The organism is Castellaniella daejeonensis (assembly GCF_039523555.1).
GTDB lineage: Bacteria > Pseudomonadota > Gammaproteobacteria > Burkholderiales > Burkholderiaceae_B > Castellaniella > Castellaniella daejeonensis.
Genome location: NZ_BAAAFN010000015.1, coordinates 438,459 through 463,115 on the forward strand (window position 1 = coordinate 438,459; position 24,657 = coordinate 463,115).

At 67.1% G+C, this 24,657-nt stretch carries 20 protein-coding genes and 1 pseudogene; 11 read left to right on the top strand and 10 right to left on the bottom strand.

Going from position 1 to position 24,657, the window contains the following annotated elements:
• Positions 1-13: 13 nt before the first annotated feature.
• The 8 genes from thiD to ABD022_RS11795 all read right to left on the bottom strand — a co-directional run bounded on the left by thiD (position 14) and on the right by ABD022_RS11795 (position 8,732).
• On the bottom strand, positions 14-838 hold the full coding sequence (gene thiD, locus ABD022_RS11760) for a bifunctional hydroxymethylpyrimidine kinase/phosphomethylpyrimidine kinase (protein WP_343821425.1): 825 nt from the start codon (positions 836-838) through the stop codon (positions 14-16).
• A gap of 59 nt (positions 839-897) precedes the next feature.
• Positions 898-1,701 carry a thiazole synthase gene (locus ABD022_RS11765; RefSeq protein ID WP_325124552.1) on the bottom strand — a complete coding sequence of 268 codons (804 nt, stop codon included), beginning with the start codon at positions 1,699-1,701 and terminating at the stop codon, positions 898-900.
• Between the two features lie 139 nt (positions 1,702-1,840).
• Entirely contained in the window at positions 1,841-3,193 is a 1,353-nt protein-coding gene (locus ABD022_RS11770; protein ID WP_325124553.1) for a CsgG/HfaB family protein, read from the bottom strand.
• A gap of 6 nt (positions 3,194-3,199) precedes the next feature.
• Entirely contained in the window at positions 3,200-3,814 is a 615-nt protein-coding gene (gene lpoB, locus ABD022_RS11775) for a penicillin-binding protein activator LpoB (protein WP_325124554.1), read from the bottom strand.
• A gap of 41 nt (positions 3,815-3,855) precedes the next feature.
• The gene (locus ABD022_RS11780; RefSeq protein ID WP_325124555.1) at positions 3,856-5,205 is read right to left on the bottom strand and encodes a COG3014 family protein; all 1,350 of its coding nucleotides are present in this window, start codon (positions 5,203-5,205) and stop codon (positions 3,856-3,858) included.
• 182 nt (positions 5,206-5,387) lie between these two features.
• Complete coding sequence (locus ABD022_RS11785) at positions 5,388-6,275, bottom strand: cobalamin-binding protein (RefSeq protein ID WP_325124556.1); 888 nt, start codon at positions 6,273-6,275, stop codon at positions 5,388-5,390.
• 2 nt (positions 6,276-6,277) lie between these two features.
• Positions 6,278-8,158 carry a TonB-dependent receptor domain-containing protein gene (locus ABD022_RS11790; RefSeq protein ID WP_325124557.1) on the bottom strand — a complete coding sequence of 627 codons (1,881 nt, stop codon included), beginning with the start codon at positions 8,156-8,158 and terminating at the stop codon, positions 6,278-6,280.
• A 409-nt stretch (positions 8,159-8,567) separates the two neighbouring features.
• Positions 8,568-8,732, bottom strand: a complete 165-nt coding sequence (locus tag ABD022_RS11795; protein WP_325124558.1) for a hypothetical protein — start codon at positions 8,730-8,732, stop codon at positions 8,568-8,570.
• A 276-nt stretch (positions 8,733-9,008) separates the two neighbouring features.
• On the opposite strand from ABD022_RS11795, the gene metH reads away from it, so the two are divergent.
• Complete coding sequence (metH, locus tag ABD022_RS11800; protein ID WP_343821428.1) at positions 9,009-12,782, top strand: methionine synthase; 3,774 nt, start codon at positions 9,009-9,011, stop codon at positions 12,780-12,782.
• A 36-nt stretch (positions 12,783-12,818) separates the two neighbouring features.
• On the top strand, positions 12,819-13,601 hold the full coding sequence (locus ABD022_RS11805; RefSeq protein ID WP_343821430.1) for a helix-turn-helix transcriptional regulator: 783 nt from the start codon (positions 12,819-12,821) through the stop codon (positions 13,599-13,601).
• 33 nt (positions 13,602-13,634) lie between these two features.
• Here the strand turns inward: ABD022_RS11805 and ABD022_RS11810 are convergent, their stop codons facing one another.
• Positions 13,635-15,005 carry a DHA2 family efflux MFS transporter permease subunit gene (locus ABD022_RS11810; RefSeq protein ID WP_414647419.1) on the bottom strand — a complete coding sequence of 457 codons (1,371 nt, stop codon included), beginning with the start codon at positions 15,003-15,005 and terminating at the stop codon, positions 13,635-13,637.
• A gap of 125 nt (positions 15,006-15,130) precedes the next feature.
• On the opposite strand from ABD022_RS11810, the gene ABD022_RS11815 reads away from it, so the two are divergent.
• The 4 genes and pseudogenes from ABD022_RS11815 to ABD022_RS11830 form a co-directional block, all read left to right on the top strand.
• Positions 15,131-15,322, top strand: a complete 192-nt coding sequence (locus tag ABD022_RS11815) for a DUF3460 family protein (RefSeq protein WP_325124597.1) — start codon at positions 15,131-15,133, stop codon at positions 15,320-15,322.
• A gap of 9 nt (positions 15,323-15,331) precedes the next feature.
• Positions 15,332-16,204, top strand: coding sequence for a segregation and condensation protein A (locus tag ABD022_RS11820; protein ID WP_325124562.1), 873 nt, complete (start codon positions 15,332-15,334; stop codon positions 16,202-16,204).
• 23 nt (positions 16,205-16,227) lie between these two features.
• Positions 16,228-17,094 carry a pantoate--beta-alanine ligase gene (gene panC, locus ABD022_RS11825; RefSeq protein ID WP_325124563.1) on the top strand — a complete coding sequence of 289 codons (867 nt, stop codon included), beginning with the start codon at positions 16,228-16,230 and terminating at the stop codon, positions 17,092-17,094.
• An 86-nt stretch (positions 17,095-17,180) separates the two neighbouring features.
• Positions 17,181-17,390, top strand: a pseudogene (locus ABD022_RS11830) (LuxR C-terminal-related transcriptional regulator); the annotation flags it as partial.
• 97 nt (positions 17,391-17,487) lie between these two features.
• On the opposite strand, the gene ABD022_RS11835 reads toward ABD022_RS11830, so the two are convergent.
• Positions 17,488-18,141, bottom strand: a complete 654-nt coding sequence (locus ABD022_RS11835; protein ID WP_325124564.1) for a hypothetical protein — start codon at positions 18,139-18,141, stop codon at positions 17,488-17,490.
• Positions 18,142-18,214: 73 nt separating this feature from the next.
• On the opposite strand from ABD022_RS11835, the gene ABD022_RS11840 reads away from it, so the two are divergent.
• Genes ABD022_RS11840 through ABD022_RS11860 form a run of 5 tightly spaced genes read left to right on the top strand, consistent with a single transcriptional unit; the run spans position 18,215 to position 24,656 of the window.
• The gene (locus ABD022_RS11840) at positions 18,215-18,883 is read left to right on the top strand and encodes a prepilin peptidase (protein WP_343821432.1); all 669 of its coding nucleotides are present in this window, start codon (positions 18,215-18,217) and stop codon (positions 18,881-18,883) included.
• 20 nt (positions 18,884-18,903) lie between these two features.
• Positions 18,904-19,536, top strand: a complete 633-nt coding sequence (coaE, locus tag ABD022_RS11845) for a dephospho-CoA kinase (RefSeq protein ID WP_343821434.1) — start codon at positions 18,904-18,906, stop codon at positions 19,534-19,536.
• 12 nt (positions 19,537-19,548) lie between these two features.
• Positions 19,549-20,301 carry a cell division protein ZapD gene (gene zapD, locus ABD022_RS11850; RefSeq protein ID WP_325124598.1) on the top strand — a complete coding sequence of 251 codons (753 nt, stop codon included), beginning with the start codon at positions 19,549-19,551 and terminating at the stop codon, positions 20,299-20,301.
• A 9-nt stretch (positions 20,302-20,310) separates the two neighbouring features.
• On the top strand, positions 20,311-21,519 hold the full coding sequence (locus ABD022_RS11855) for an efflux RND transporter periplasmic adaptor subunit (RefSeq protein ID WP_325124567.1): 1,209 nt from the start codon (positions 20,311-20,313) through the stop codon (positions 21,517-21,519).
• Positions 21,516-24,656 carry an efflux RND transporter permease subunit gene (locus ABD022_RS11860; protein WP_343821436.1) on the top strand — a complete coding sequence of 1,047 codons (3,141 nt, stop codon included), beginning with the start codon at positions 21,516-21,518 and terminating at the stop codon, positions 24,654-24,656. The genes ABD022_RS11855 and ABD022_RS11860 overlap by 4 nt, the downstream gene beginning before the upstream one ends.
• Position 24,657: the final 1 nt, after the last annotated feature.

Consider the following 24,657-nt stretch of genomic DNA (forward strand, 5'->3'; position numbering starts at 1 on the left):
GGCTTGCGCGGGATCAGGTCTGCGAAGCGGGCCACAAGGCGTGGAAGTGATGCACCGGGCCGTGGCCGGAGCCCACCTGGAGCTGGCCGGATGCGGCGATGGCGCGTTCCAGCCAGGCCTTGGCGTGGCGGGCGGCTTCGGGCACGCCGGGTGCGCGCGGCAGCAGGGCGGCCATCGCCGCCGACAGTGTGCAGCCGGTGCCGTGGGTGTTGGGCGTGTCGATGCGCCGGCCCGGCAGTTCGATCAGCCGGTCGCCGTCGTGCAGCAGGTCGATGGTGTCGTTGCCCGGCAGATGGCCGCCTTTCAGGAGGACCCAGCGTTCGCCGTCGTCGGCCAGCAGCCGGCGCAGGCGCTCGGCGACGCGGCGCATGTCCTTCAGGTTGTCGACGGGGCTTTGCCCCAGCAGTACCCCCGCTTCCGGCAGGTTGGGCGTGATGACGGTGGCCAGCGGGATCAGGCCTTCGCGCAGCGCGTCCAGCGCCTGGCGTTCCAGCAGGTGATCGCCGCTCTTGGCGACCATCACGGGATCGAGCACCAGATGCGCCGGTTTCCAGTGCTCCAGGCGGTCGGCCACCACACGGGTGACGCCGGCCTGGCCCAGCATGCCGATCTTCACGGCGTCCACGCGCACGTCGTTGAACAGCGTGTCGATCTGCGCAGCGACGAATTCCGGCGGCACGGGAGAAATGCCCGTGACCGCCTGCGTGTTCTGCGCGGTCAGCGCGGCGATCACGGCCATGCCGTAGGCGCCCAGGGCGCTCATGGTCTTGACATCGGCCAGCACGCCGGCGCCGCCCGAGGGGTCCACGCCGGCAATCGACAGGGTATTGGGGATCATCGCAGGCTCCGTGCGGATGGGGCCGGGACGCATGCGTCCCGGCGAGTGCGGGATCGGGATCAGGCGGCCCGGGTCGAGGGCAGCAGGCCTTCGGAAGGCGAGCTGGGGTCGGCGTCGTAGTACTTGCGCTTGATGCGGCCGGCCAGGTAGGCCTCGCGCCCGGCTTGCACGCCCAGGCGCATGGCGCGTGCCATGCGGATCGGGTCGCGCGCGCCGGCGATCGCCGTGTTCATCAGGATGGCATCGCAGCCCAGTTCCATGGCGATGGCGGCATCCGATGCCGTGCCCACCCCGGCGTCCACCAGCACCGGCACGCGGGCCTGGTCGATGATCAGGCGCAGGTTCCAGGGGTTGACGATGCCCATGCCCGAACCGATCAGCGATGCCAGCGGCATCACGGCCGCGACGCCGATGTCTTCCAGCATGCGGCATTGGATCGGGTCGTCGCTGCAATACACCATGACCTGGAAGCCTTCGGCCACCAGCGTGCGGGCGGCGGCCAGGGTTTCCGGCATGTTGGGGAACAGGTTGCCCGAATCGCCCAGGACTTCGAGCTTGACCAGGTTGTGGCCGTCCAGCAGTTCCCGCGCCAGGCGCAGCGTGCGTACGGCGTCTTCGGCGGTGTAGCAGCCAGCCGTGTTCGGCAGGATGGTGTAGCGGTCCGGTGACAGGAAATCCAGCAGGTTGGGCTCGCCCGGGTTCTGGCCGATGTTGGTGCGGCGGATGGCGACGGTGACGATTTCGGCGCCGCTGGCTTCGATGGCTTCGCGGGTCTGTTCGAAATCCCGGTACTTGCCGGTGCCGACCAGCAGGCGGGAATGGAATACGCGGTCGGCGATGGTGAGGGTGTCTGGGGTGGTCATGGAGGTGTGTGTCTGAAGAACCGGAAAGCGGGCAGCCGCGTCGGGCGGCCACCCCCAAGGATAATCCATTTGCGGCGGCCCGATGGCTGCGCTTTCCCGACAGACGTTTCCAGGCCGCCCCGTGAGATTGCCGCCACGGTCAGTGCAGGATGATGCCGCCGCCTTCCTCGACCTGCTGGTCGGATTCCGCGGCTTTCTTGCGTGCGGGTTTCCTGGCGGGGGGCTTGGCTGCGGGCGCTGGCGCCTGCAGGCGGGCCACCGCGCCCCGGGAAATGGCGTCTGCGCTGCCGCTGATGATGTCGCCATAGGCAATCCTGGCCTGTACGGTGCCGATGCGGATCGTTGCGACGCGTTCTTCGGCGGCGCCCAGCTGCTCTCCGGTATCGGGGTCGATCAGGGCCTCGCCTTGCGCATAGATGTCGTAGGTCTGGCCGCTGGCCGCCAGGCCCTGGCCACGATTGATGACGACCCGGCCATTGGTCACGGCGACGACCTTTGGCGGGCTGACGATCTCGGAGATATCGCCGATGATTTTGTCCAGGAACCCGTCCAGGGCCGCGCTGAGCTTGTTGCCGCTGGAGCTGAAGCTGCTGGAATCGGACCACCGCACGGCGCGGGTGGCCGATTCGACCAAGGTGTAGCGCACCGAGGCACGGGTCGATGTCGAGACCTCGCGGTTGGTTTCACCCGTCAGGTCGATGAATTCTTCCTTGACCTTGGTGGATACGCCGGCCTGCGTCAGGTCGACGATCAGCATGAAATCGGCGCCCAGCGCCTGGCCGAGCTTGCCACGCTGTTCGTCGGAGGCCTGATCGCTTTCGAGCAGGCTCAGCTCCTGGCCGATGGCGCTGTCGTTGCTGCGATCCAGCACGGTGAAGCGGCCGCTCTTGACGAGCTTGTCGGTCAGCGCCTGGCGCAACTGGTCGGCGTTGGCGCTCTTGCGCAATCGTCCGGTGGTGACGACGGCGATGCTGTCGCGCTGGGCCTGTGGCGCCTTGGACTTGAACTCGATCTTTTCGACCGCCACTTCCAGGTCGACCTCGCAGCCCTTGTTCTCGCAGGACTGCCGGATGACCTTGTAGCCCTTGACCTTGCCCTGGCTGGTCACGCGGTTCTCGCTGCCGATGCCGGCTTCGAGCGTGGTGCGCGAGGCCCCCGCGCCTTCGATGTGTGCGCTGCCGCTGGCAGTCTTGGACGCGCCCTTGCCGGGCGACTGGAGCTTGCCTTCGGTATTCAGGCTGCTGTAGCCGGCGGTGATTTCGCCTTCGCCGGATTCCTTGACCGAAAGCGTGGCCTTGGGGCCCGCCGACCGGGTGGCAACCTGCGCGCCCGTGACCTGGCGCACCGCGTCGCCCAGCGCGGATTCGATGGCCTGCTCATAGGTGTCGCCGTAGCCGTGGGCCTGCACGGTGACTTCCGTCGCCTGTTGTGCCTGGCCGGAGAACGGCCAGGCCAACGCCAGGCACAATGCCAGAAGAGAAGAGGTCTTCATCGCGGCTCACCAGCTGACGGTGCGGTTGTCCCCGCGTTTCACGATGGGGTATTCGCCTTCCCAGTAGGCCAGGCCGTCGTCCAGATTGGTCATGGTCAGCTGGAAGTAGTAATCGACCTGCTGGGTGCGGCTGCTGACGCGATTGTTGCGCTGGATGATCTTGCCCGAGAGCGAGAAATCGGGAGCAATCACCCGGCCGTCTTTCTTGACGGTGCGCTGGTTGATCATCTTCGATGATTTCAACTGGCGGGACTTGGCGGTCATCGCGTCTTCGGGGCCGTTCAGGCCGACGGCCGTGGTGACGATGAAGCGGCCCGAATTCAGCAGGCTGATGCGGATCTTCTTGGTCAGCTGGTCGGTATCGATGCGCTGGGCGGTGTCGTTGATGACGTTGGACACCGTCAGCACATAGCGCGCACCCTGGTTGGACTTGGGGTGCACCATCAGCGGCGATGCGAGCATCTGGTTGACCAGTTCCGTGGCGGCGTTTTCGAAATCCTTGTAATCCAGGCCCATCACGGCGACGGTGTCGTTCTTCATGTCGACGTAGTGGGTGGGCGTGGCGCAGCCGGCAAGGGCCAGGCAGAGCGCGGACACGGAAAGCAGGGCGCGAGTGTTCATGGGTGTACCTCTGGTCGGGATGGTGAGGGATGGTGAGTCGTTCATTTCGAGGCCAGGACCTGGATGCTGGGTGTGGTCGACGTGTTGAGGGCGCGGACATAGACCAGGACCGGCGCCTTTCGTTCGGGCAGCGGCACGTCGATGCTGGCCTCGATGCCGGGCAGCGTCAGCGTCAGGACGTTATCCTTGGGGTAGGGCACCTGCATCAGCTGGAAGTCGTGCGGCAGGGTGATCCAGCTGCGCAGGTCGGCCTGGGTGGAGGCCGCCTGGGCGACGGCGGCAGCCAGCCCCAGCCAGGGGTTCTGGTCGTTCATCTGCTTTTGCAGCACGGTCTTGGCCGTGGCGCGGATGATCTCCCGCACCAGGATCGCGTTGAAACGCGTCTTGAACTCGCCCTTGATGATGGTATCCATGTCGGCCAGGGGCTGGCTTTGCTGGCGGCCGACGGCGATGTGCGGGTAGGCGGGGACGCCGTCCTCGATGATGGGCAGGGCGATGCCGGTGTAGTGCACCGCACCCGTGACCAGGAACAGCGGCAGGTCGATGCGCAGTTCGCGTTTCGAGGCCGCCATGCCATTCTCCAGCAGGATCCACACGGCGGGCTTCAGGGTCCTGGGTCTGCGTGCCGAGGCAAGGTCGGCCTTGACCTGGGCATGCTTGGTCAGTGCGAAGGCGCGTTCCAGGCTGGTCCTGGCCTTTTCATAGTCGGCCTTGCCTTCGCTATTGAGCAGGAAATACAAGCCATGCAGGTACAGCGCGGCCGGGTTGATGTAGCCGGCGTAGGGAGTCCACTGGCTGACATCCACACCGGCTTTTTCGAATGCGGCATCCGACCCGGCCAGACTGCGGTTGACCAGATCGGCGTTGTCGCTGGTTTCGACCGCGTCGCGCTGCTTGGCGATCTCGGCTTCGAAGTGCTCTGCGGCGCGGCGCTGGCGGTCGTCGACGCGGTTCCATTCGACCCGGGCGTTGGCGTAGTCGCCTTGCTGCCAGAAGTTCAATGCCTTGTAGGTGTTCAGCATCACCGTGTCGTACACGTTGGGCGAGTACGGCAGGACGTTGTCGTTGGTCAGGACGGCGGCGACCTGTTGGCCGCCGCTGGCCACCACGTTGCGCGTGTCGTCTTCCTTCATCAGGACTTCGGCACCGTCGAGCATGCGGGTCGAGCGTTCGCTGAGGGTGCTGTAGCGCAGCAGCGTGCCGGCTTCCAGCGCCCACAGCAGGTTGCCGGGCTGGCCTTCCTTGTCCGGGGCGGATTCCTTGACCGCTCGCTCGGTGGCGGCGGGGATGTTGCCCGACTGAAGTTCGAGCTTGAAGTTGCGTGTTGATTCCGGCGTGGCGCAGCCGGCCAGAACGGCAGCGCAAATGCAGGTGATGAGTAGCCGCCTCATGTGCGTTCCCCCAGGAGCGATTTGATTTTTTTGTGCCGGTCCGCAGGTCTTGCCATGCGGCCCGGAGCGGGGATTGTCACATAATGTTTTTAAGGCTACAAAAGATGTTTCTATTGTTAGATAATGTGTTTAAATAACTTATTATTATATAGATCGATCGTTCCCGGAGACGGTGCAACGCTTCAGTGCGACTGGCGGGTCCGGGCCTCGCGCAGGTCCGCGCAGATTGCCTCGGCGGCATCGACCAGGCGCGGTCCCGGACGGTGCAGCCAGTCGGGGTCGATGGCGTAGATGCGCCTTGCGCGTGCCGCCTCCAGGCCGTGGCGCGCCCACCAGTCTCTGCGGGCGGCCAGGGTCTCGCTGCCGTAGGGTGACAGGATCATCACTTGCGGATTCAGGCGCAGCACGGATTCCACGCTGACCTGCGGCGCGGCCAGGAGGCTGCCGGCGTACGGGTTGACGCCGCCGCAGCGGCCCAGCAGGTCGTTGGTCAGTGGATCGCGGCCCAGGGTGTACAGCGGATCGGCGCTGATCTCGATGAAGACGGACTGCGGCGGAGGCGGAGCCGGCCACAGTGCCCGTATGCGGCGTTCCAGGCTGAGTGCGGCTTCTCCGGCCGCGGCGCGGGTGCCCAGGCGTTCGCCCAGGTCGCGGACCAGGGCCGGGATGTCATCCAGCGATTTCGGATTGGCGTAGACCAGCGGCACGCCCAGGGGCGCCAGGCGTTGTTCCAGGGCTCGCGTGCCGTCGGTCGGCTGCCAGCCGACCACCAGCGTCGGATGCAGTGCCAGGATGGCTTCCTCGCTGAATTGGATGCCGTCGCCGATGCGCGGAATGGCGCGCGCTTCGGGCGGATAGTCGCTGCGCAGGACGGTGCCGACGATGTCGGTGCCGGCGCCTGCAGCGTAGACCAGTTCGGTGGCATTGGGCGCCAGGGTGACGATGCGGGGTGGCGTGCCGTGCCGGACGGCGCCGGCCCAGGCTGCGGAGCACAGGCCCAGGATGGCGGCGGACGCCAGGCCCAGGATGCGGCGCCGCAACCCACTGGATCCGCCCGTCGCCCGCGTCATCGCTACATCCGCCAGGACAGGTTCACGAACACGTTGGAGCCCGGCGTGTTGTAGCCGTCCACCAGTACGTAGTCCTTGTCCAGCACGTTGTTCCAGCGCACTTGCACGCCCAGCGACTTGCTGAAGTCGTAGGCGGCCGTCAGGTTGACCAGGGAGTAGCCGCCCAGGCGGGTCTTTGTAACGGAGTCCAGCCGATTGCCGGTGTATTGATACTCGGCGCCGACCTTCAGGGCTTGAATGCGGTGCTCGGCACTCAGATGAAAGACTTGGCGGGCGCGCAGCGGGAGTTGTGAGTCTTCGCCGGGCTTCGGATTGTCGTTGCGCGGATCGAGCAGATCGATGCTTCCACGAAGGGTCGTGTTGTTGAAGCGGTGGGAGCCTTCCAGTGTCAGGCCGAGCAGTGTCGCGCTGCCGATATTTTCCGGTGAGAATGGAAAGGACGGGCTGGTGGCAATGAGATTCCTGATCTTGTTCTGGAATGCTGTGATTCGCACTGTGTCCCGTTCACCTTCGTAGACAAGGTGTGCTTCGATATTCTTCGATTTTTCGGGTTTAAGGTCGGGATTGCCCTGGTACAGGCCGCCGAATCCGGGATAGTACAGATCATTGAACGTCGGCGCGTGAAAGCCGGTGTTGCCGGCAATGCCGATCTGCCATGTGTCCGTCAGGTCAAAGTCCAGGCCCAGGCTGCCGGTCGTCTGGTTGCCGTAGCCGGAGATATTGTCGTTGCGGACACTGGCCTGTGTGTGCAGGCGGTTGACCCGGCCCTTGTAGATCAGTGCGGCCGCGTTTGTGTCGCGTGCATCCTGGTCATATCGGGTGGTCGTGGCCTGCACACGCTCTTCCTGGCGTTCCAGAAGGACGGAGATTCGGTGGTCGGCATGCGGCCTGAATGTATTGGTCCAGCTGTAGTGGCGCTTGAGCGAATTGAACACGCTGGACGAGTCGCTGCGATTGTCGTTGTCGTCCTTGGTAAAGCCGAACCGCAGCTCGCTTTCCCACCAGCCCGTGATGCTGTCCGTGCTGGTCAGACTGTAGGCTTGCTGGCGGTAGATGGCGTAGGTGTTCGGATAAGGCGTGAATTCGTTGTCATAGTCGCCACGCGTATATCCGTTGTAAGCCGTCAGGCCGATGCGGTGGCCCTCGGCCCAGCGGTAGCCGAGCGTGCCTGAAACAGTGTGACTGCGGTATCCGTCCTTGTCGGGATAGTAGCCCGCGATGACAGTGCCGTCGGCCTTGCGCCGCCGCAAAGCGTCGAATCCCTTGCTGGTCGCCGCGCTGGTCGAGAAGCTGTAGTCCCAGCCCGATGCGGCACCAGACAGGCCCAGGCTGGACCTGGCGGTTTCGTAGGTGCCATAACCGATGTTGGCCCAGGCGGACAGGGGGCGGTTCTGTTCGCCCTGCTTCGTGATGATGTTGATCACGCCGCCGATGGCGTCCGAGCCGTACAGGCTGCTGGCGGCGCCGCGCAGGATTTCGATGCGCTCGATCGTGGCCGGGTCGATGGTGGGAAAATTGATGCCCCCCATGGTGGAGCTGTTGATCCGCATCCCGTCGATCAGCACCAGGGTCTGGCTGGGATTCGCGCCGCGCAGGTAAATGCTGGTCTGCGTCTGCGGCCCGCCGGTCGTCGTGAACTGCACCCCCGGGGCGCGCCCGATGATTTCGGCGATGCCGTCGCCACGTGTCTCGACCAGCTGTTCCGGTCCGATGACGGTGACGTCGCCCACCACGTCGGCCAGGGGTTCGGGGCTGCGGCTGGCCGTGACGACGATGTCCCGCAGCATGGGCACTGCGCTGCCCGGGGAAGATGTTTGGGCCGTGGCGGCCAGGGGGAAGAGACAGCAGGCGGCCGCGAGGCGGCGCGGGAAGGAAGCAGACATGATGAGGCCCTGTTTGGCGCGCGTCCCCGCACGCCGGTATCGAAAAACGCCCGAGGGCCTGGATCCGCCGCTGAAAGGGGATGCCGATGGCCGCGCCGGGCGGTATCAGGTGTCGAAGCAGGCCGGTATCGGGCTGGCATGGGGGCATGCGCACCGTTGCGGGGGCAGCACATCTGGGCTCGTGGACGAGCCGTTGTTTCCCGTTTGAATGCACCGGCGCCTGGGCGTACGGTGCATACCTGTTTCGTCGCGCACTATAGCATGCGGTCCTGCAAGGCAAGGCGATGACCTTGCAGGGCATGCGGTCTGCCGATGTGGGAAGCGGTATGCGATCCTCGGGGGATCGTGGGGCGGGGGATGGTGAGCGGGCGGGCGTCGGCGCCGCGCCCGGGGACGCAGTGTCCGTCGATCAGGTGCGCGAAGCGACCGGCCGGAGGCCGGAGACGGCATCCAGGATGCGTTGCAGCAGGCCGGTGCGGGGCTGGTCGGCACGGGCAGCGCGCGCGGCGCGTTCTTCGGCCATCAGGCGTTCGAAGGCTTCATTGACGGGATAGTTCGAAAAAGGGGCCAACATGTTGCTGTCCTCGGCGTGAAGTCTCTGGAGACGAGATTAAGTATAAACCATTATAGGGTAAACCCTAGTATATTGAAACCGGCCGAACGGCCGGCCTGGAGGCGCAGGTGTGCACGGCCCATGCTGGCGCCGCGCAGCGGGGAGCGACGCAGCCGGATGCCTTCAGGTGCTTGAGCCATCAATCATTACCCGCCGAGCGCCGCGGGGACTGCGCCTGGGCGCGACACGCGACGATACAATGAGGCCTTTCTTCGTCTTTCTCCCCTGGATCGTCTCGTGACCTATCCCGCTTTGCCCTACCCCCTCGAGTCCTATACGCGCGGGGCCGAGTTCGTGCGCCTGCTGGGTCAGCGCATCGTGGTGCTGGATGGAGCCATGGGCACCATGATCCAGCGCTACAAGCTGACCGAAGACGACTTCCGGGGCGAACGCTTTGCCGGCCACGGCCGTGACCTGAAGGGCGACAACGAACTGCTGTCCCTGGTCAGGCCCGACATCATCCGGGACATCCACAGGGCCTACCTGGAAGCCGGGGCCGACGTGGTTGAGACCAATACGTTCGGCGCCACGCGCGTGGCCCAGGGCGACTACGGCCTGCCGGAACTGGCCTACGAACTGAACGTGGCTTCGGCGCGGCTGGCGCGCGAGGCCTGTGACGCGGTGTCGACGCCCGACCATCCCCGCTTCGTGGCCGGGGCCGTCGGGCCGCAGCCCAAGACGGCGTCCCTGTCGCCGGACGTGAACGATCCAGGCGCGCGCAACGTCACCTTCGAAGAACTGCGCGTGGCCTATACCGAGCAGGTCAACGGTTTGATCGACGGCGGCGCGGATCTGCTGCTGATCGAAACCATCTTCGACACGCTGAACGCCAAGGCGGCTATCTTCGCCATCGAAACCCTGTTCGAGGAACGCGGCATCCGCCTGCCGGTGATGATCTCCGGCACGGTGACCGACGCGTCCGGGCGCATCCTGTCGGGTCAGACGGTCGAGGCCTTCTGGAATTCCGTGCGCCATGCGCGCCCCGTCACCATCGGCCTGAACTGCGCGTTGGGCGCGGCGCTGATGCGTCCCTACGTGGCCGAACTGTCCAAGCTCTGCGACACCTACGTCTGCGTCTATCCCAACGCCGGCCTGCCCAATCCGATGGCCGAGACCGGGTTCGACGAGACGCCTTCCGATACCTCGGGGTTGCTCGAAGAATTCGCCCAGGCCGGACTGGTGAACGTGGTGGGCGGCTGCTGCGGCACGACGCCCGAGCACATTCGCGCCATTGCCGAAAAGGTCCGCGGCCTGCCGCACCGGCAGCCGCCGGTGATTCCGGTCAGGACGCGCCTGTCGGGCCTGGAGCCGCTGAATTTCGATCGCGACACGCTGTTCATCAATGTGGGCGAACGCACCAACGTCACTGGCAGCAAGATGTTCCTGCGCCTGATCCGCGAGGAAAAATTCGACGAGGCCCTGTCCGTGGCCCGCCAGCAGGTGGAAAACGGCGCCCAGATCATCGACGTGAACATGGACGAGGGCATGCTCGATGCCCTGGCCATCATGCCGCGCTTCCTGAATCTGCTGGCGTCCGAGCCCGATATCTCGCGCGTTCCGGTGATGATCGACAGTTCCAAGTGGCCTGTGATCGAGGCCGGACTGCGCTGCGTGCAGGGCAAGTGCGTGGTCAATTCGATCTCCATGAAAGAAGGCGAGGGCCCGTTCATCGAGCAGGCCAGGCTGTGCCGCAAGTACGGCGCGGCAGTGGTCGTCATGGCCTTCGATACCGATGGACAGGCCGACACCCTGCAGCGCCGCATCGATATCTGTGCCAAGGCCTACGACATCCTGGTGAACCAGGTGGGCTTCCCGCCCGAGGACATCATCTTCGATCCCAATGTCTTCGCCATCGCCACCGGCATCGACGAGCACAACCACTACGCCGTGGACTTCATCGAGGCCACGGGCTGGATCACTGAAAACCTGCCGCACGCGCGCGTGTCGGGCGGGATCTCCAACGTCAGCTTCTCCTTCCGCGGCAACGAGGCCATGCGGGAAGCCATCCACGCGGTCTTCCTGTATCACGCCGTGCGGCGCGGCCTGACCATGGGCATCGTCAACGCGGGCCAGCTCGGGGTGTATTCCGACCTGGACAAGCAGGTGCGCGACCTGGTCGAGGACGTGGTGCTGGACCGGCTCGAACCGGTCGGCCGGACCGATCCGGCCGACGAGCGCACGCCCACCGAGCGCCTGGTCGAACTGGCCGAAAGCATCAAGGGGTCCGGCGCAAAGAAGGAAGAAGACCTGACGTGGCGCCAGGGGACGGTGCGCGAGCGCCTGACGCATTCGCTGGTGCATGGCATCACCACCTTCATCGTCGAGGACACCGAGGAAGTCCGCCAGGAAATCATGGCGGCGGGCGGGCGGCCCATCGAAGTCATCGAAGGCCCGCTGATGGATGGCATGAACGTGGTGGGCGACCTGTTCGGCTCGGGCAAGATGTTCCTGCCCCAGGTGGTGAAGTCCGCGCGCGTGATGAAGCAGGCCGTGGCGCACCTGCTGCCCTTCATCGAAGAGGAAAAGCGCCAGATGGCAGAGGCCGGCGGCGACGTGCGCTCCAAGGGCAAGCTGGTCATCGCCACGGTCAAGGGAGACGTGCACGACATTGGCAAGAACATCGTCACCGTCGTCCTGCAATGCAATAACTTCGAGGTCGAGAACATGGGCGTGATGGTGCCCTGCGCCAAGATCCTCGAAAAGGCCAAGGAAATCGGCGCCGACATGGTCGGTCTGTCGGGGCTGATCACGCCCAGCCTCGAGGAAATGGCCTACGTGGCCTCGGAAATGCAGCGCGACCCTTATTTCCGCGAGCGCAATATCCCGTTGCTGGTGGGCGGCGCCACCACCAGCAAGGTCCACACGGCCGTGAAGATCGCTCCCAACTACGAAGGCCCCGTGATCTACGTGCCCGACGCCAGCCGGTCGGTCGGCGTGGCCACCAGCCTGATGTCCGATCAGGCCGGCACCTACCTGAAGAGCGTCGCCGACGAATACGAACTCGTGCGCACGCGCCATGCCAACCGCCAGGCCACGCCGATGCTCACCATCGAACAGGCGCGCGCGGCCAAGCCGGCGATCGACTGGGCGAACTACGCGCCGCCGCGCCCGAAGTTCATCGGCCGGCGGGTGTTCAAGCACTACGACCTGAATGAAATCCTGAAATTCCTGGATTGGACGCCGTTCTTCCAGTCATGGGGACTGATGGCTCAGTTCCCGGCGATCCTGACCGATGACGTGGTGGGCGAGGAAGCCAGCAAGCTCCACGCCGAGGGGCAGGCCATGATGAAGCGCATCGTCGAAGGCCGCTGGCTGACGGCCAACGGCATCGTCGCCTTCTACCCGGCCAACAGCATCAACGACGACGACATCGAGATCTACCGCGACGAGACGCGCAGCGAAGTCCTGCTGACCTGGCGCGGCGTTCGCCAGCAGACGCAGAAGCGCGAAGGCGTGGACAACAAATGCCTGGCCGACTTCATCGCGCCCAAGGATTCGGGCGTGACCGACTACATCGGCATGTTCGCGGTGACGGGCGGCATCGGCATCGAGAAATACGAAAAGCAGTTCCAGGATGCCGGAGACGATTATTCCGTGATCATGCTCAAGGCACTGGCCGACCGCCTGGCCGAGGGCTTCGCCGAGACCCTGCATGCCCGGGTGCGCCGCGACCTGTGGGGCTATGTGCCCGACGAATCCCTGGCCAACGAGGACATCATCGCCGAAAAGTACCAGGGCATCCGCCCGGCGCCCGGCTATCCGGCCTGCCCGGAACACATCGTCAAGCGGGACATGTTCGACCTGCTGGATTGCGGCGAGATCGGCATGAAGCTGACCGAGGGATATGCCATGATGCCGGCTTCCAGCGTCTGCGGCTTCTACTTCAGCCATCCGCAGGCCAAGTACTTCAACGTCGGCAATATCGGTGCCGACCAGGTCGCCGATTACGTTCGCCGCACGGGCCGCGACGAAGAGGACGTGCGCCGCACCCTGGCCAGCGTCCTGCGCTGAACCGGACGATGCGCCAGGCTGCTTCCGGAAAAGATCATGCCGCGCGATGATGCCGCCCGCCGCCGGGAACTGGGCGCCTTCCTGCGCAGCGCCCGGGCGCGGGTCGCCCCGGCCGACCATGGTCTGCCCCCCGGTGTCCGGCGCCGCACGCCGGGCCTGCGGCGCGAGGAAATCGCCCAGCTGTGCGGCATCAGCACCACCTGGTACACCTGGATCGAGCAGGGGCGCAAGGTGACCGTGTCCGTCGATGTCTGGTGCCGGCTGGCCGAAGCCTTGCGCCTGGGGCGCGCCGAGCGCCACTATCTGTTCAGCCTGGCCGAATGTGCCGACCCCGAGGCCGGCCGCATGGATCCGATCGCACTGCCCGACGGCCTGCAGGATTGCGTGGACAGCATTCGTTGCCCCGCCTACGTGCTGGACCAGTCCTGGAACGTGCTGGCGTGCAACGCCGCCCTGCTGCGGGTGTTCGACGGCTGGCCCGCGCGCGGGCAGCCCAATCTGCTGCGCTACATCTTCCTCGATCCGGCCGCGCGCACACTGGTCGTGGACTGGGAAGAACGCGCCAGCCGGGTCGTGGCCGAGTTCCGCGCCGATGTGGCGGCGCTCGCGGGGGAGCCTGGCATCGAGGCGCTGGTGTCCGAATTGCAGGCTGGCAGCCCCCTGTTCGCCCGGGCCTGGACTCGGCAGGTCGTGGTGGACCGGGAAGGCGGCCTGCGTGAATTCCAGCATCCGGCGGACGGCCGGCTGCGCTTCCGGCAGTTCACTTTCCGGCTGGCGATCAGGCCGGACTGCAAGTTGGTGATGCTGCTGGACGGTTAGTGCGCGCCCCCGGCTTGCGGGAAGGCGCGGCCTTCAGCGGGCGCGGGTATGCAGCTGGCTGCCGGCCCGGCGCGACAGGCGCCGGAAGGACAGGGCCGAGGCCGCCACGAACAGGGACGTGACCACGAACCCCCAGGTCACGTCGATGCGGTCCACCTCGATCCCGCCGCGCAGGTGCATGCTCAGGTTCAGCGTGGTCGCCGCGCAGGCCACGCCCAGGCTGATCCCCATCTGCTGCGCCATCGCTGCGAAGCTGCTGGCGCGGCTCATCTGCGCGGCGTCCAGGTCCGCGTAGGTCAGCGCATTGACCGCCGTGAATTGCAGGGACCGGAAGAATCCGCCGACGAGCAGGACCGACACCATGATCCAGATCGGTGTGTCGGCGCGAAACAGCGTGCAGGCGGCGATGGAGAGCGCCGTGATCAGCGCGTTGGCCGTCAGCACGGGACGAAAGCCGAATCGGCGCACGATGGGCGTGGCGACCAGCTTCATCAGCATGGCGCCCGCCGCCGAGGTGAACGTGATCATCCCGGCCGAAAAGGCGGACAGGCCGAAGCCGACCTGCAGCAGGATGGCCAGCAGGAAGGGCGAGGCGCCGACGGCGAAGCGGCACAGATTGCCGCCCAGCACCGAAACCGCGAAGGTCTGGGTGCGCAGCAGGCTCAGGTCGATGATCGGGTAGGGCACGTGGCGGGCGTGCCGGACATACAGCATGCCGCAGGCCAGGCCCAGCGCCACCAGCCCGGCGGTGGGGCCGGCGCCCAGGCTGCCGTGCCCGATGGCCTCCAGGCTGGTCAGCAGGGCGGCCAGGGCGGTCCCGCTGAGTATGAAGCCGACCGTATCCAGGCGCGGGCGGTCGTCGGGCATGTCTCGGGGAATGAAGCGCAGCACCAGGGCCATTCCCAGCACGCCGACGGGAATGTTGATCAGGAAGATCCAGTGCCACGAGGCGTAGGTCACCAGGAAGCCGCCCACGGGCGGTCCGAGCACGGGCCCGAGCAGCGCCGGCAGGGTCAGGAAGGCCATGGCCTTGAGCAGCTCCGCCTTGGGAATGCGCCGCAGCAGGATGATGCGGCCGACTGGAACCATCATGGCGCCGGCCATGCCCTGCACGAGCCGGGAAGCGACGAGCTGGGGGATGTTCTGGGAAGCGGCGCAGGCCACGGACCCGAGCGTGAACAGCGCGATGGCGGCGAGGAACACCCGCTGGGCGCCGAAGCGGTCGGCTGCCCAGCCGCTGATGGGCACGAACACGGCCGTGGCCAGCAGGTAGGCCGTGATGGTGATGTTCATGTGCACCGCCGTGGTGCCGAAATCACGCGCCATGGCGGGCAGGGCGGTGGCGACGACGGTGGAGTCCAGCATCTGCATGAACAGGGCGCAGCCGACGATCAGGGGGATCATCCGCAGGTCGCGCGGCGAGGGGGCGGGGCCGGAGGGGGAGGGTTCTGACATCGGGTGGGGCTGGCTGCGCCCGAGTGCAGTAAACTTGGGCGCAATCGGTCATGGAGATCGGCTACGGCACTATTATGGCAAACAACTACACCTCGGAACTGACCCAGTTCCTGAACCAGTACAAAACGGAACATCCCGACACCGAAACGCGCCAGCGCGCCGGCCGCGCCCGCCTCTGGGACAAGGATCTGGATCCGGAGCTGCAGGAAAACTTCCGGGCGGCCCGGGTGCCCCAGGATCCCTACGTCTATTATCAGAAGGCCTGATCCGGCCTCATGCCGCCCCCGCTGCCCGATTCCGGGCTGGACGCCCTGATGGCGCCCGCGGAAGACAGCACGCCCGACGTGGTCGACCACGTCGCCTTGGCTCGCCTGTACGGCGAGCCGCTTTTCGCCATTCCGCAGGATCTCTACATCCCGCCCGACGCGCTCGAAGTCTTCCTGGAAGCCTTCGAGGGTCCGCTGGACCTGCTGCTCTACCTGATCCGGAAGCAGAACTTCAACGTGCTCGACATTCCCATGGCCGAGGTCACCGCCCAGTACCTGGCCTATGTCGAGCAGGTGCGGCGCTCCAATCTGGAACTGGCGGGCGAGTACCTGCTGATGGCGGCGCTGCTCATCGAGATCAAGTCGCGCATGCTGCTGCCGGTGCGCCAGTCCGATAGCGGCGAGGAAGTCGAGGACCCGCGTGCCGAACTGGTGCGCCGCCTGCTGGAATACGAGCGCATGAAGCTGGCGGCCCGAAGGCTGGACGAAATGCCGCGAGTGGGCCGCGATTTCCTGGTGGCGCATGCCGAGGCCGACTTCGAGGTGGCGCGCCTGCTGCCGGAAGTGTCGCCGGACGACCTGCGCGAGGCCTGGGCCGCGATCATGCACCGGGCGCGCCTGAATGCCAGCCATCGCATCACCCGCGAGCAGTTGTCCGTGCGCGACCACATGAGCCATATCCTGCGCCGCCTGTCGGACGTGCGCTTCATGGAATTCACTGAATTGTTCCTTGAGCGCATCCGCATGGGCGAGCCGGCCGCCGTGATCGTGGTCCATTTCCTGGCATTGCTGGAACTGGCCCGCGAATCGCTGCTGGAAATCACCCAGGCGGCGCCCTATGCGCCGCTGTACGTCAGACTGTCCTACACGCGCTCGGCCTGAGGCCGGGCGTCGGAGAATCCCCTGTGAAAGTCGTCCATTCCATCGAGGCATTGCGCGATCAGCTGCGCGGCCAACTGCGCGTGGCCTTCGTGCCCACCATGGGCAACCTGCATGCCGCGCACCTGTCGCTGATGCGGCTGGCACGCCAGCATGGCGACCCCGTGGTGGCCAGCATCTTCGTCAACCGGCTGCAGTTCGGCCCGAACGAGGACTTCGACCGCTATCCCCGCACCCTGGCCGAGGATATCGAGAAGCTGGAGGCCGGGCGCGATGTCTATGTGCTGTTCGCCCCCGACGAGAAAGAACTGTACCCGGAACCGCAGAATTTCCGCATCCAGCCGGGCGAAGCCCTGGGCAAGATCCTGGAAGGCGAATTCCGGCCCGATTTCTTCATGGGTGTCAGCACCGTGGTGCTGAAGCTGTTTTCCTGCGTCCAGCCGCGTGTGGCCGTGTTCGGCAAAAAAGACTACCAGCAGCTGATGGTCGTGCGCGCGATGTGCCGCCAGTTCCAGTTGCCGGTGGAAATCATCGCTCACGAGACCGTGCGCGATGCGGACGGCCTGGCGCTGTCTTCGCGCAACCGCTATCTCAGTGTGCAGGAGCGGGCCGAGGCGCCCAACCTGTATGGCCTGCTGCAGCGGGTGCGCGATCAGATCCAGGGCGGCCGCGTCGATGCCGGCCAGGCCGAGGGCCAGGCCATGCAGGCCTTGCGCGAGCGCGGCTGGGTGCCAGACTACGTCGCCGTGCGCCGGCAGCGCGACCTGCAGCCGCCCACGACCCAGGAAATCCGCGAAGGCGAGCCCCTGGTGGTGCTGGCGGCCGCGCGCCTGGGCACCACCCGCCTGATCGATAACCTGGAGTTTCAGGTCGAGGCAAGCTGTCAGAACTGACAGGTGTGCTCACGGCGCGGTTCGGGCAGAATCCCCCTGGCATGTGACGCACATGCCTACAACAAACACATACAGGGGGAGCACTCATGCTGGAAAGCGATTCGATCCAGGAACGCCCGGACAGCCGGGAAACACCGCTGGGCTGTCTGACACTGCGCGAGCGCGAGGTCACGGGTTATCTCACGCAGGGGCGATCCAATAAATACATCGCCGCCGAGCTGGGGGTTACGCAGCGCACGATCGAGGCCCATCGGGCGCGCATATTCCAGAAACTGCGCGTGCGCAATGCGGTCGAGCTGACCCGGTATTGCCTGTCCAGAAGGCTGGACGAACCTGAATCCGGCACGGGCCACGGCGGGGCGCCCGCCGGGGCGTGCATCCGGAAACCCGAGCCTATCGCGCGGGACAGGCTTCTGCCGGTTTCGCGGCCAGTTCCTGGATGGGGTCGATATCCGCCTGGCGGGTCAGCCGGGATTCCAGCAGGGGCGCCTGGCCGTTCAGCCTGGACAGGCGCAGGACGTTCGACTGGATGAATTCCAGCGTGGCGTAGGCCTGGTCGCCGGTCTGCAGGATGAAACGGACCGGTTCGGTGGATACCAGGTGCCAGCAGCCCAGGGCCGCTGTGGCGGCGGTGCCGTCCAGCGGTGCGCTGCGGGCGCGCCACTGGCCGTCCGGGGCCAGGGTCAGCGTCATGCGGCGCGCCGGGCAGTCGGCCTGTCCGGCGGGGCAGGCGATGGTGCCCAGGTAGGTCCGGGTCTCGGCCAGTTCCTGCGGGACTGCGGCCGGGCCGGCCGATGGGGCGGATTGCCCGGCGCCGTCGTCCGCAGGCGCCGCTTTTTTCTGGTTGTCTGCCCCGAACCCGAATTGCAGCTGCGACGGGGCAACCGTGTCGGCACCGCCCTGGGCGCGGTGCCGGGCATCGGATGCCGTATCGCCGCGCGAGACTTCATAGAAGCCGGGCTCGCGTTGCTGGGCGCAGGCGGCCAGCAGGGCCAGCAGTCCCAGGCTGAGCAGGCGGGGAATCGTGTGGTTGAGGGCGCGCGGCATGGTCGTGACGGACAGGATCGTGAAGCCGCCATTCTACGCATTTGCAGGAGGCTTGGCGATGGGATGCGGGGAGATGGCCGAATTGGGCATGTCGTGGCTGGTCGTGGCGGTGGGCGGATACCTGGGGGCCTGGCAGGGGCGCTGGGCCCAGGCCTACGCCGACCGCCTGGATGCGGGCGAGCCCGCCACGGCGCCCACCCTGTGGGCTGCGGCGGCGGAAGCCCCGTTCCGGCGCTGGCGGCCGCTGCGGGACGCCGCGATGGCGGCATCCCTGGGGCTCGTGGCCGGGCTGCTGGCGGCCGGCGGCAGCCCGGTAGCCGCACTGCCGGCCATCGTGCTGGCTGCGCTGGCCTGGATCGATGCCCGCAGCGGCCTTCTGCCGGATGCGCTCACCTTGCCCCTGATGCTGGCCGGATGGCTGCTGGGCGGCCTGGGGTTCGGGGCCGCCGTTGGCGCATCCACGCTGGTCTGGGCGGGCCTGGCCGGAGCGGCCCGGCTGTATCGCCGTGTGCGCGGGCGCGACGGTTTTGGCGGCGGCGACGTGAAGTGCCTGGCGGCGCTGGCAGGCTGGTTCGGGCCGCAAGCCGCCTTCGGCATCCTCTGGCTGGCCTGCGTGCTGGGGCTGCCCGGTTGCCTGGTCCGACGCGGCGGCTGGCGGCGGCCGTACCCCTTCGGGCCCTGCATTGCGCTGGCGGCCGGGGCGTGGATGCTGGCTCCGCCTGCGGTACATTCATGGTTCTGAACTCATCATGCGGGGATGCCATGTTTTCCATCGGCCTGACCGGGGGCATCGGCTCGGGCAAGTCCAAGGTCGCCGACTGGCTGGCCGAGTGGGGCGCGGCGGTCATCGACACCGACAGGATCTCCCACGACCTGACGGCACCGGGGGGCGCCGCGATCGAGCCGCTGCGGACGGCGTTCGGCGCGGATGCGATCGGTCCGGACGGTGCCATGGACCGCGACTGGATGCGCGCGCGCGCGTTCGCCGATCCGGCGGCGCGGCTGCGGCTCGAATCCGTGTTGCATCCCCTGATCGGCCAGGCCGTGCAGGATCAGGCCCGGCAGGCCCGGGGGTCATATCTCGTGCTGGTCGTGCCCCTGCTGGTCGAGTCCGGCCGCTGGCGCGACCGGGTGGACCGCATTTGCGTGGTCGACTGCGATCCCGAGACCCAGGTGCGCAGGGTGCAGGCGCGCAGCGGGCTGACGCGCAGCACCATTGAGCGTATCATGTCCGCTCAGGCGTCCAGGGCGGATCGTCTGGCGGCAGCCGATGACATCGTTGTCAATGATGGGTCGACTGACCTGGATGCGCTGCGCCGGCGTGTTCTGCAGCTCCATCAGGCCTGGAGCGACCGCGCCGCCCGGACGGCGGCCGGACACACCACTCATGGATAGGGTCTTTTGCGCGTGATTTTGTACGAGTACCCCTGTAATGAACGTGTACGCACCCTGCTGAGGGTCGAATACCTGTTCGACCGCCTTTTCTTCTTTGCCCGGGGCGAAGACGCCCATTGCCACCAGATCGCCATGACGACGCTGTTCGATCTGCTGGACATCTGCGAGCGCGCCGACGTCCGCACGGCAGTCCTGCAGGACATGGATCGGCATCGTTCCGCCCTGTCCGGGCTGCGCGAGCATCCTGGCGTCGACCGCATCACGCTGGACCGCCTCCTGGAAGAAATCCAGGCGGTGTCCGCGGCGCTGGCAGGGCAGGGCCGCATCGGCCAGTGCCTGCGCGACAACGAGTGGCTGGCCAGCCTGCGCGGCCGGATCACGGTGCCGGGCGGTTCCTCGCCCGTGGACATGCCTTCCTACTATTCCTGGCAGCTTAAGCCGACCGAGGCCAGGGCCGCCGACCTGCGCGGCTGGATCGAGCCCCTGATGCCGCTGCACCGGGCCATGGCCCTGATCCTGCAGCTGCTGCGCGATGCGGGGGATGCGCGCGACCAGATGGCCGGGCAGGGCGCCTACCAGGAAATGCTGGGCGGCAAGTCCTTCCAGTTGCTGCGCGTCTGGGTCGACCCGGTTCTGGGCGTCTTTCCGGAAATCAGCGCCAACAAATACGTCATCTGGGTGCGCTTTTCCGCCCAGGACAATGAACTCAAGCCCCAGCCGGTCGGCCGAGACGTCGCTTTCCGCCTGGCCCGCTGCAATCTGTAGGACCCCATCATGGCCCATGTGACGACGCGGCCCGGCGGCGCGCGCCGCCGGATCCTGGTGTGGGCGGCGGCCTCCGGTCTGGTGGCGCTGGCCCTGTGGTATTTCTGGCCGGGCGGTGCGAGCGCCCCGGGAGGCCCCGGCGGGCGGGGATTCCGGATGGGGACTCAGGCCACGCCGGTCTCCGTGGCGCAGGCCGAACCCGGCCGCCTTGACCGCACCCTGCGGGCCCTGGGCACCGTGACGCCGCTGGCAACCGTCACCATTCGTGCGCGCGTGGACGGTCCCCTGCAATCGGTGAATTTCGCTGACGGACAGGCCGTGAAGGCCGGCGACGTGCTGGCGGTGATCGATCCCCAGCCGTTCCGGATCCAGCTGGAACAGGCCCTGGGCCAGCAGATGCAGCATGCCGCCCAGCTCGATCAGGCGCGCCGCGACCTGGCCCGGTACGAACAGCTGTTCAAGCAGGATTCGGTGGCGCGCCAGCAGTTGGACGCGGCCCGGGCCCAGGTGCGTGAACTCCAGGGGCAGGCGAAGTCGGACCAGGCGGCGGTGGATGATGCGCGGCTGCAGCTGGGCTATACCGAGATCCGGGCCCCCGTGGACGGCCGCCTCGGCCTGCGCAAGGTCGATGCGGGCAACATGATCCGCGCTTCCGATGCCGATGGCCTGGTGGTGCTGACCCGGAGCCGGCCGATCGACGTGGTGTTCTCGATTCCGCAGACCCGCCTGCAGGACCTGCTGGCGGCGCGCCGCGCCGAGCCCGGCCTGCAGGTGCGCTTGTTCAGCGATGCCGCCGGGACGCCGCTGGCCACCGGGACCCTGGTGGCGGTGGACAACCAGATCGACCCGGCCACCGGCACTGTCCAGCTCAAGGCCCGCTTCGACAACGCCGACGAGTCCCTGTTTCCGAATCAGTTCGTCCAGGTCCGCCTGCGCCTGGGCACACAGGCAGGCGTGACGCTGCCCCTGCGCGCGGTGCAGCGCGGCTCGCAGGGCGAATACGTCTATCGGATCGATGCCGAGCGCAAGGCCAGGATCGTGCAGGTCGTGACCGGGGTGGATGACGGCGAACGCGTGGTGATCGAGTCCGGCCTGCAGGCCGGCGACACGGTGGTGGTCGAGGGCACGGACCGGCTGCGCGATGGCAGCGAGGTCGAGGTCGTCTCCCCGGATGCGGCGCAGGCACATCCGGAGGCCGGCCGGAGCCCGGGTTCGTGAACCTGTCTCGCCTGTTCATCCTGCGGCCGGTCGCCACGACCCTGGCGATGGTCGCGCTGGCGCTGGCAGGCCTGCTGGCTTACCGCGAACTGCCGGTATCGGCGCTTCCCCAGGTGGATTTCCCCACCATCCAGGTCACCACCCTGTATCCGGGCGCCGGCCCGGACGTCATGACCGCGCTGGTGACCTCGCCGCTGGAACGTCAGTTCGGCCAGATGCCGGGCCTGTCGCAGATGCTGTCCACCAGTTCGGGCGGTTCGTCGCGCATCACGCTGCGCTTCGACCTGGGCCTGCCGCTGGACGTGGCGGAACAAGAGGTGCAGGCGGCGATCAACGCCGCATCGAACCTGCTGCCTTCCGACATGCCTTCGCCGCCGATCTACAGCAAGATCAATCCGGCCGATGCCCCGGTGATGACCCTGGCGGTGACGTCGCCCACGCTGCCGCTGCCCCAGGTGCGCGACCTGATCGAGGTGCGCGTGGCGCAGAAGCTGTCGCAAATCGGCGGCGTCGGCCTGGTCAGCGTGGCGGGGGGGCAGCGGCCGGCGGTGCGCATCCAGGTCGATCCCCAGGCGCTGGCGGCCCACAGCCTGACGCTGGCCGATGTGCGCAGGGCCGTGACCCAGTCCAACGTCAACCAGCCCAAGGGCAACCTGGACGGGCCGCAGCGGTCGATCACCATCAGCGTCAATGACCAGCTCAAGGATCCGGCTGAATACGAGCGGCTCATCCTGGCCTATGAAAACGGCGCACCCCTGCGCCTGGGAGACGTTGCGCAGGTGCGACGCTCGGCGGAAAACCTGTACCAGGCCGCCTGGTTCGGCCGGACGCCTGCCATCCTGCTGAACATCCAGCGCCAGCCCGGGGCCAACGTGATCGAGGTGGTGGACCGCGTCCAGGCCCTGCTGCCCGGCTTGCGGGCCACCCTGCCCACCGGCGTGGACCTGCAGGTGGCCTCCGACCGCACGCATACGATCCGCGATTCGGTCGCCCACGTGCAGATCGAGATGCTGCTGGCCATCGCCCTGGTGGTGGCGGTGACCTTCGCGTTCCTGCGCACCTGGCGGGCGACCCTGATCCCGGGAGTGGTCGTGCCGCTGTCCCTGGTGGGTACTTTCGCCGTGATGGCCCTGCTGGGCTTCAGCATCAACAACCTGACCCTGATGGCGCTGACCATCGCCACCGGGTTCGTGGTGGACGACGCCATCGTCATGATCGAAAACATCGCCCGCCACATCGAGGAAGGCGAGACGCCGATGGCGGCCGCGCTGCGCGGGGCGAAGCAGATCAGCTTCACGCTGGTGTCGCTGACCCTGTCGCTGATCGCGGTGCTGATCCCGCTGTTGTTCATGGCCGATGTGGTCGGGCGGCTGTTCCGAGAGTTCGCCGTCACCCTGGCCGTGGCCATCCTGCTGTCGCTGCTGATTTCCCTGACGCTCACGCCCATGATGTGCGCCCGCATGCTGCGGCCGGCGTCCGAAGGCGGTACGGAATCGCTTGCCGCGCCGGACCGGGCTGGAACGAAAGGCGCCGGCCCGGAAGGCGGCAGGCCGGCTGGGTCCGGGCAGCGCGGCGGTCTCTGGATGGACCGGCTGATCGCGGCCTATGACCGGGGCCTGCAATGGGTGCTCGCGCACCAGCGGACGACGCTGTGGGCGGTGGTGGTGACGCTGCTCGTCACGGCGGGCCTGTACGCGGCCATCCCCAAGGGTTTCTTCCCGCAGCAGGATACGGGGGCGCTGCAGGCCATCACCCAGGGGCCGCAGTCGGCCTCGTTCCAGGTCATGAGCCGCCTGCAGCAGCAGGCTGTCGAACGGGTGCTGGCCGACCCGGCGGTGGCTTCGGTGGCGTCTTTCATCGGCATCGACGGGGACAACACCACGCTGAATACCGGGCGCCTGCAGATCACGCTCAAGCCGCTGGCCGAGCGCGAGGACCGGGCGGGCGCCGTGATCGACCGCCTGCAGGCGGCGCTGCGGCCGGTCGTGGGCCTGGAGGCCTGGCTGCAGCCGGTGCAGGAACTGTCCGTCGAGGACCAGGTCAGCCGCGCCCAGTTCCAGATGACGCTGTCGGGACCGGACGAAGCGGCGTTGGCATCGTGGACGCCCAGGCTGGTGGACGCCCTGCGCGCGTTGCCGGAATTGCGCGATGTGGCCGGAGACCTGCAGGACCGCGGCCTGGCATTGTCCGTGGTGGTGGACCGCGATGCGGCGGCCCGGCTGGGCATCACCCAGGCGTCGATCGACGATGCACTCTACGACGCCTTCGGGCAGCGCCTGATTTCCACGATCTACACGCAGTCCGCGCAATACCGGGTGGTCCTGGAGGCAGGTGCCGATCTGCTCGACGGCGGCCCCGAGGCACTGCAGCACCTGCATGTGCCGACGGCTTCGGGCGGGGTCACGCCGCTGTCCAGCGTGGCGCGGTTCGAGCCCGGGCTGGCGCGCCTGGCCGTGCAGCGCCTGGACCAGTTCCCAGCCTCCACCGTCTCGTTCAGCCTGGCGCCGGGTACCGCACTTTCCGACGCCGTGCAGGCCATCGAGTCGACACGCGCAGCGCTGGGCGTGCCGGATTCCATCGAGGTCCGGTTCCAGGGCGCGGCCCAGGCCTTCCAGGCCTCGCTGTCGAGCACGCTGTGGCTGCTGCTGGCGGCCGTGGTCACCATGTACATCGTGCTGGGCGTGCTGTACGAAAGCCTGATCCATCCGGTCACCATCCTGTCCACGTTGCCATCGGCGGCCATCGGCGCCCTGCTGGCCCTGTGGCTGGGCGGCGCCGAACTGGACATGATCGGTGTGATCGGCATCATCCTGCTGATCGGGATCGTGAAGAAGAACGCCATCCTGATGATCGATTTCGCGCTGGATGCCCAGCGGGAACGCGGCCTGGGGCCGCAGGCCGCGATCCACGAGGCCGCGCTGCTGCGCTTCCGGCCCATCCTGATGACGACCCTGGCGGCCTTCTTCAGCGCCATTCCGCTGATGCTGGCCTCCGGATCCGGGGCGGAACTGCGCCAGCCGCTGGGCCTGGCCATGGTCGGGGGGCTGCTGTGCAGCCAGTTGCTGACGCTCTTCACCACGCCCGTGATCTACCTGCTGTTCGAGCGGCTGGGCCGGCGGCGGGCGGCGGGCGGCTGAC

What these genes read in the sequence shown, in the direction of transcription:
- thiD (WP_343821425.1), bottom strand. Translation starts at nt 838, where the DNA reads ATGATCCCCAATACCCTGTCGATTGCCGGCGTGGACCCCTCGGGCGGC.
- ABD022_RS11765 (WP_325124552.1), bottom strand. Translation starts at nt 1,701, where the DNA reads ATGACCACCCCAGACACCCTCACCATCGCCGACCGCGTATTCCATTCC.
- ABD022_RS11770 (WP_325124553.1), bottom strand. Translation starts at nt 3,193, where the DNA reads ATGAAGACCTCTTCTCTTCTGGCATTGTGCCTGGCGTTGGCCTGGCCG.
- lpoB (WP_325124554.1), bottom strand. Translation starts at nt 3,814, where the DNA reads ATGAACACTCGCGCCCTGCTTTCCGTGTCCGCGCTCTGCCTGGCCCTT.
- ABD022_RS11780 (WP_325124555.1), bottom strand. Translation starts at nt 5,205, where the DNA reads ATGAGGCGGCTACTCATCACCTGCATTTGCGCTGCCGTTCTGGCCGGC.
- ABD022_RS11785 (WP_325124556.1), bottom strand. Translation starts at nt 6,275, where the DNA reads ATGACGCGGGCGACGGGCGGATCCAGTGGGTTGCGGCGCCGCATCCTG.
- ABD022_RS11790 (WP_325124557.1), bottom strand. Translation starts at nt 8,158, where the DNA reads ATGTCTGCTTCCTTCCCGCGCCGCCTCGCGGCCGCCTGCTGTCTCTTC.
- ABD022_RS11795 (WP_325124558.1), bottom strand. Translation starts at nt 8,732, where the DNA reads ATGTTGGCCCCTTTTTCGAACTATCCCGTCAATGAAGCCTTCGAACGC.
- ABD022_RS11805 (WP_343821430.1), top strand. Translation starts at nt 12,819, where the DNA reads ATGCCGCGCGATGATGCCGCCCGCCGCCGGGAACTGGGCGCCTTCCTG.
- ABD022_RS11810 (WP_414647419.1), bottom strand. Translation starts at nt 15,005, where the DNA reads ATGATCCCCCTGATCGTCGGCTGCGCCCTGTTCATGCAGATGCTGGAC.
- ABD022_RS11815 (WP_325124597.1), top strand. Translation starts at nt 15,131, where the DNA reads ATGGCAAACAACTACACCTCGGAACTGACCCAGTTCCTGAACCAGTAC.
- ABD022_RS11820 (WP_325124562.1), top strand. Translation starts at nt 15,332, where the DNA reads ATGCCGCCCCCGCTGCCCGATTCCGGGCTGGACGCCCTGATGGCGCCC.
- ABD022_RS11835 (WP_325124564.1), bottom strand. Translation starts at nt 18,141, where the DNA reads ATGCCGCGCGCCCTCAACCACACGATTCCCCGCCTGCTCAGCCTGGGA.
- ABD022_RS11840 (WP_343821432.1), top strand. Translation starts at nt 18,215, where the DNA reads ATGGCCGAATTGGGCATGTCGTGGCTGGTCGTGGCGGTGGGCGGATAC.
- coaE (WP_343821434.1), top strand. Translation starts at nt 18,904, where the DNA reads ATGTTTTCCATCGGCCTGACCGGGGGCATCGGCTCGGGCAAGTCCAAG.
- ABD022_RS11855 (WP_325124567.1), top strand. Translation starts at nt 20,311, where the DNA reads ATGGCCCATGTGACGACGCGGCCCGGCGGCGCGCGCCGCCGGATCCTG.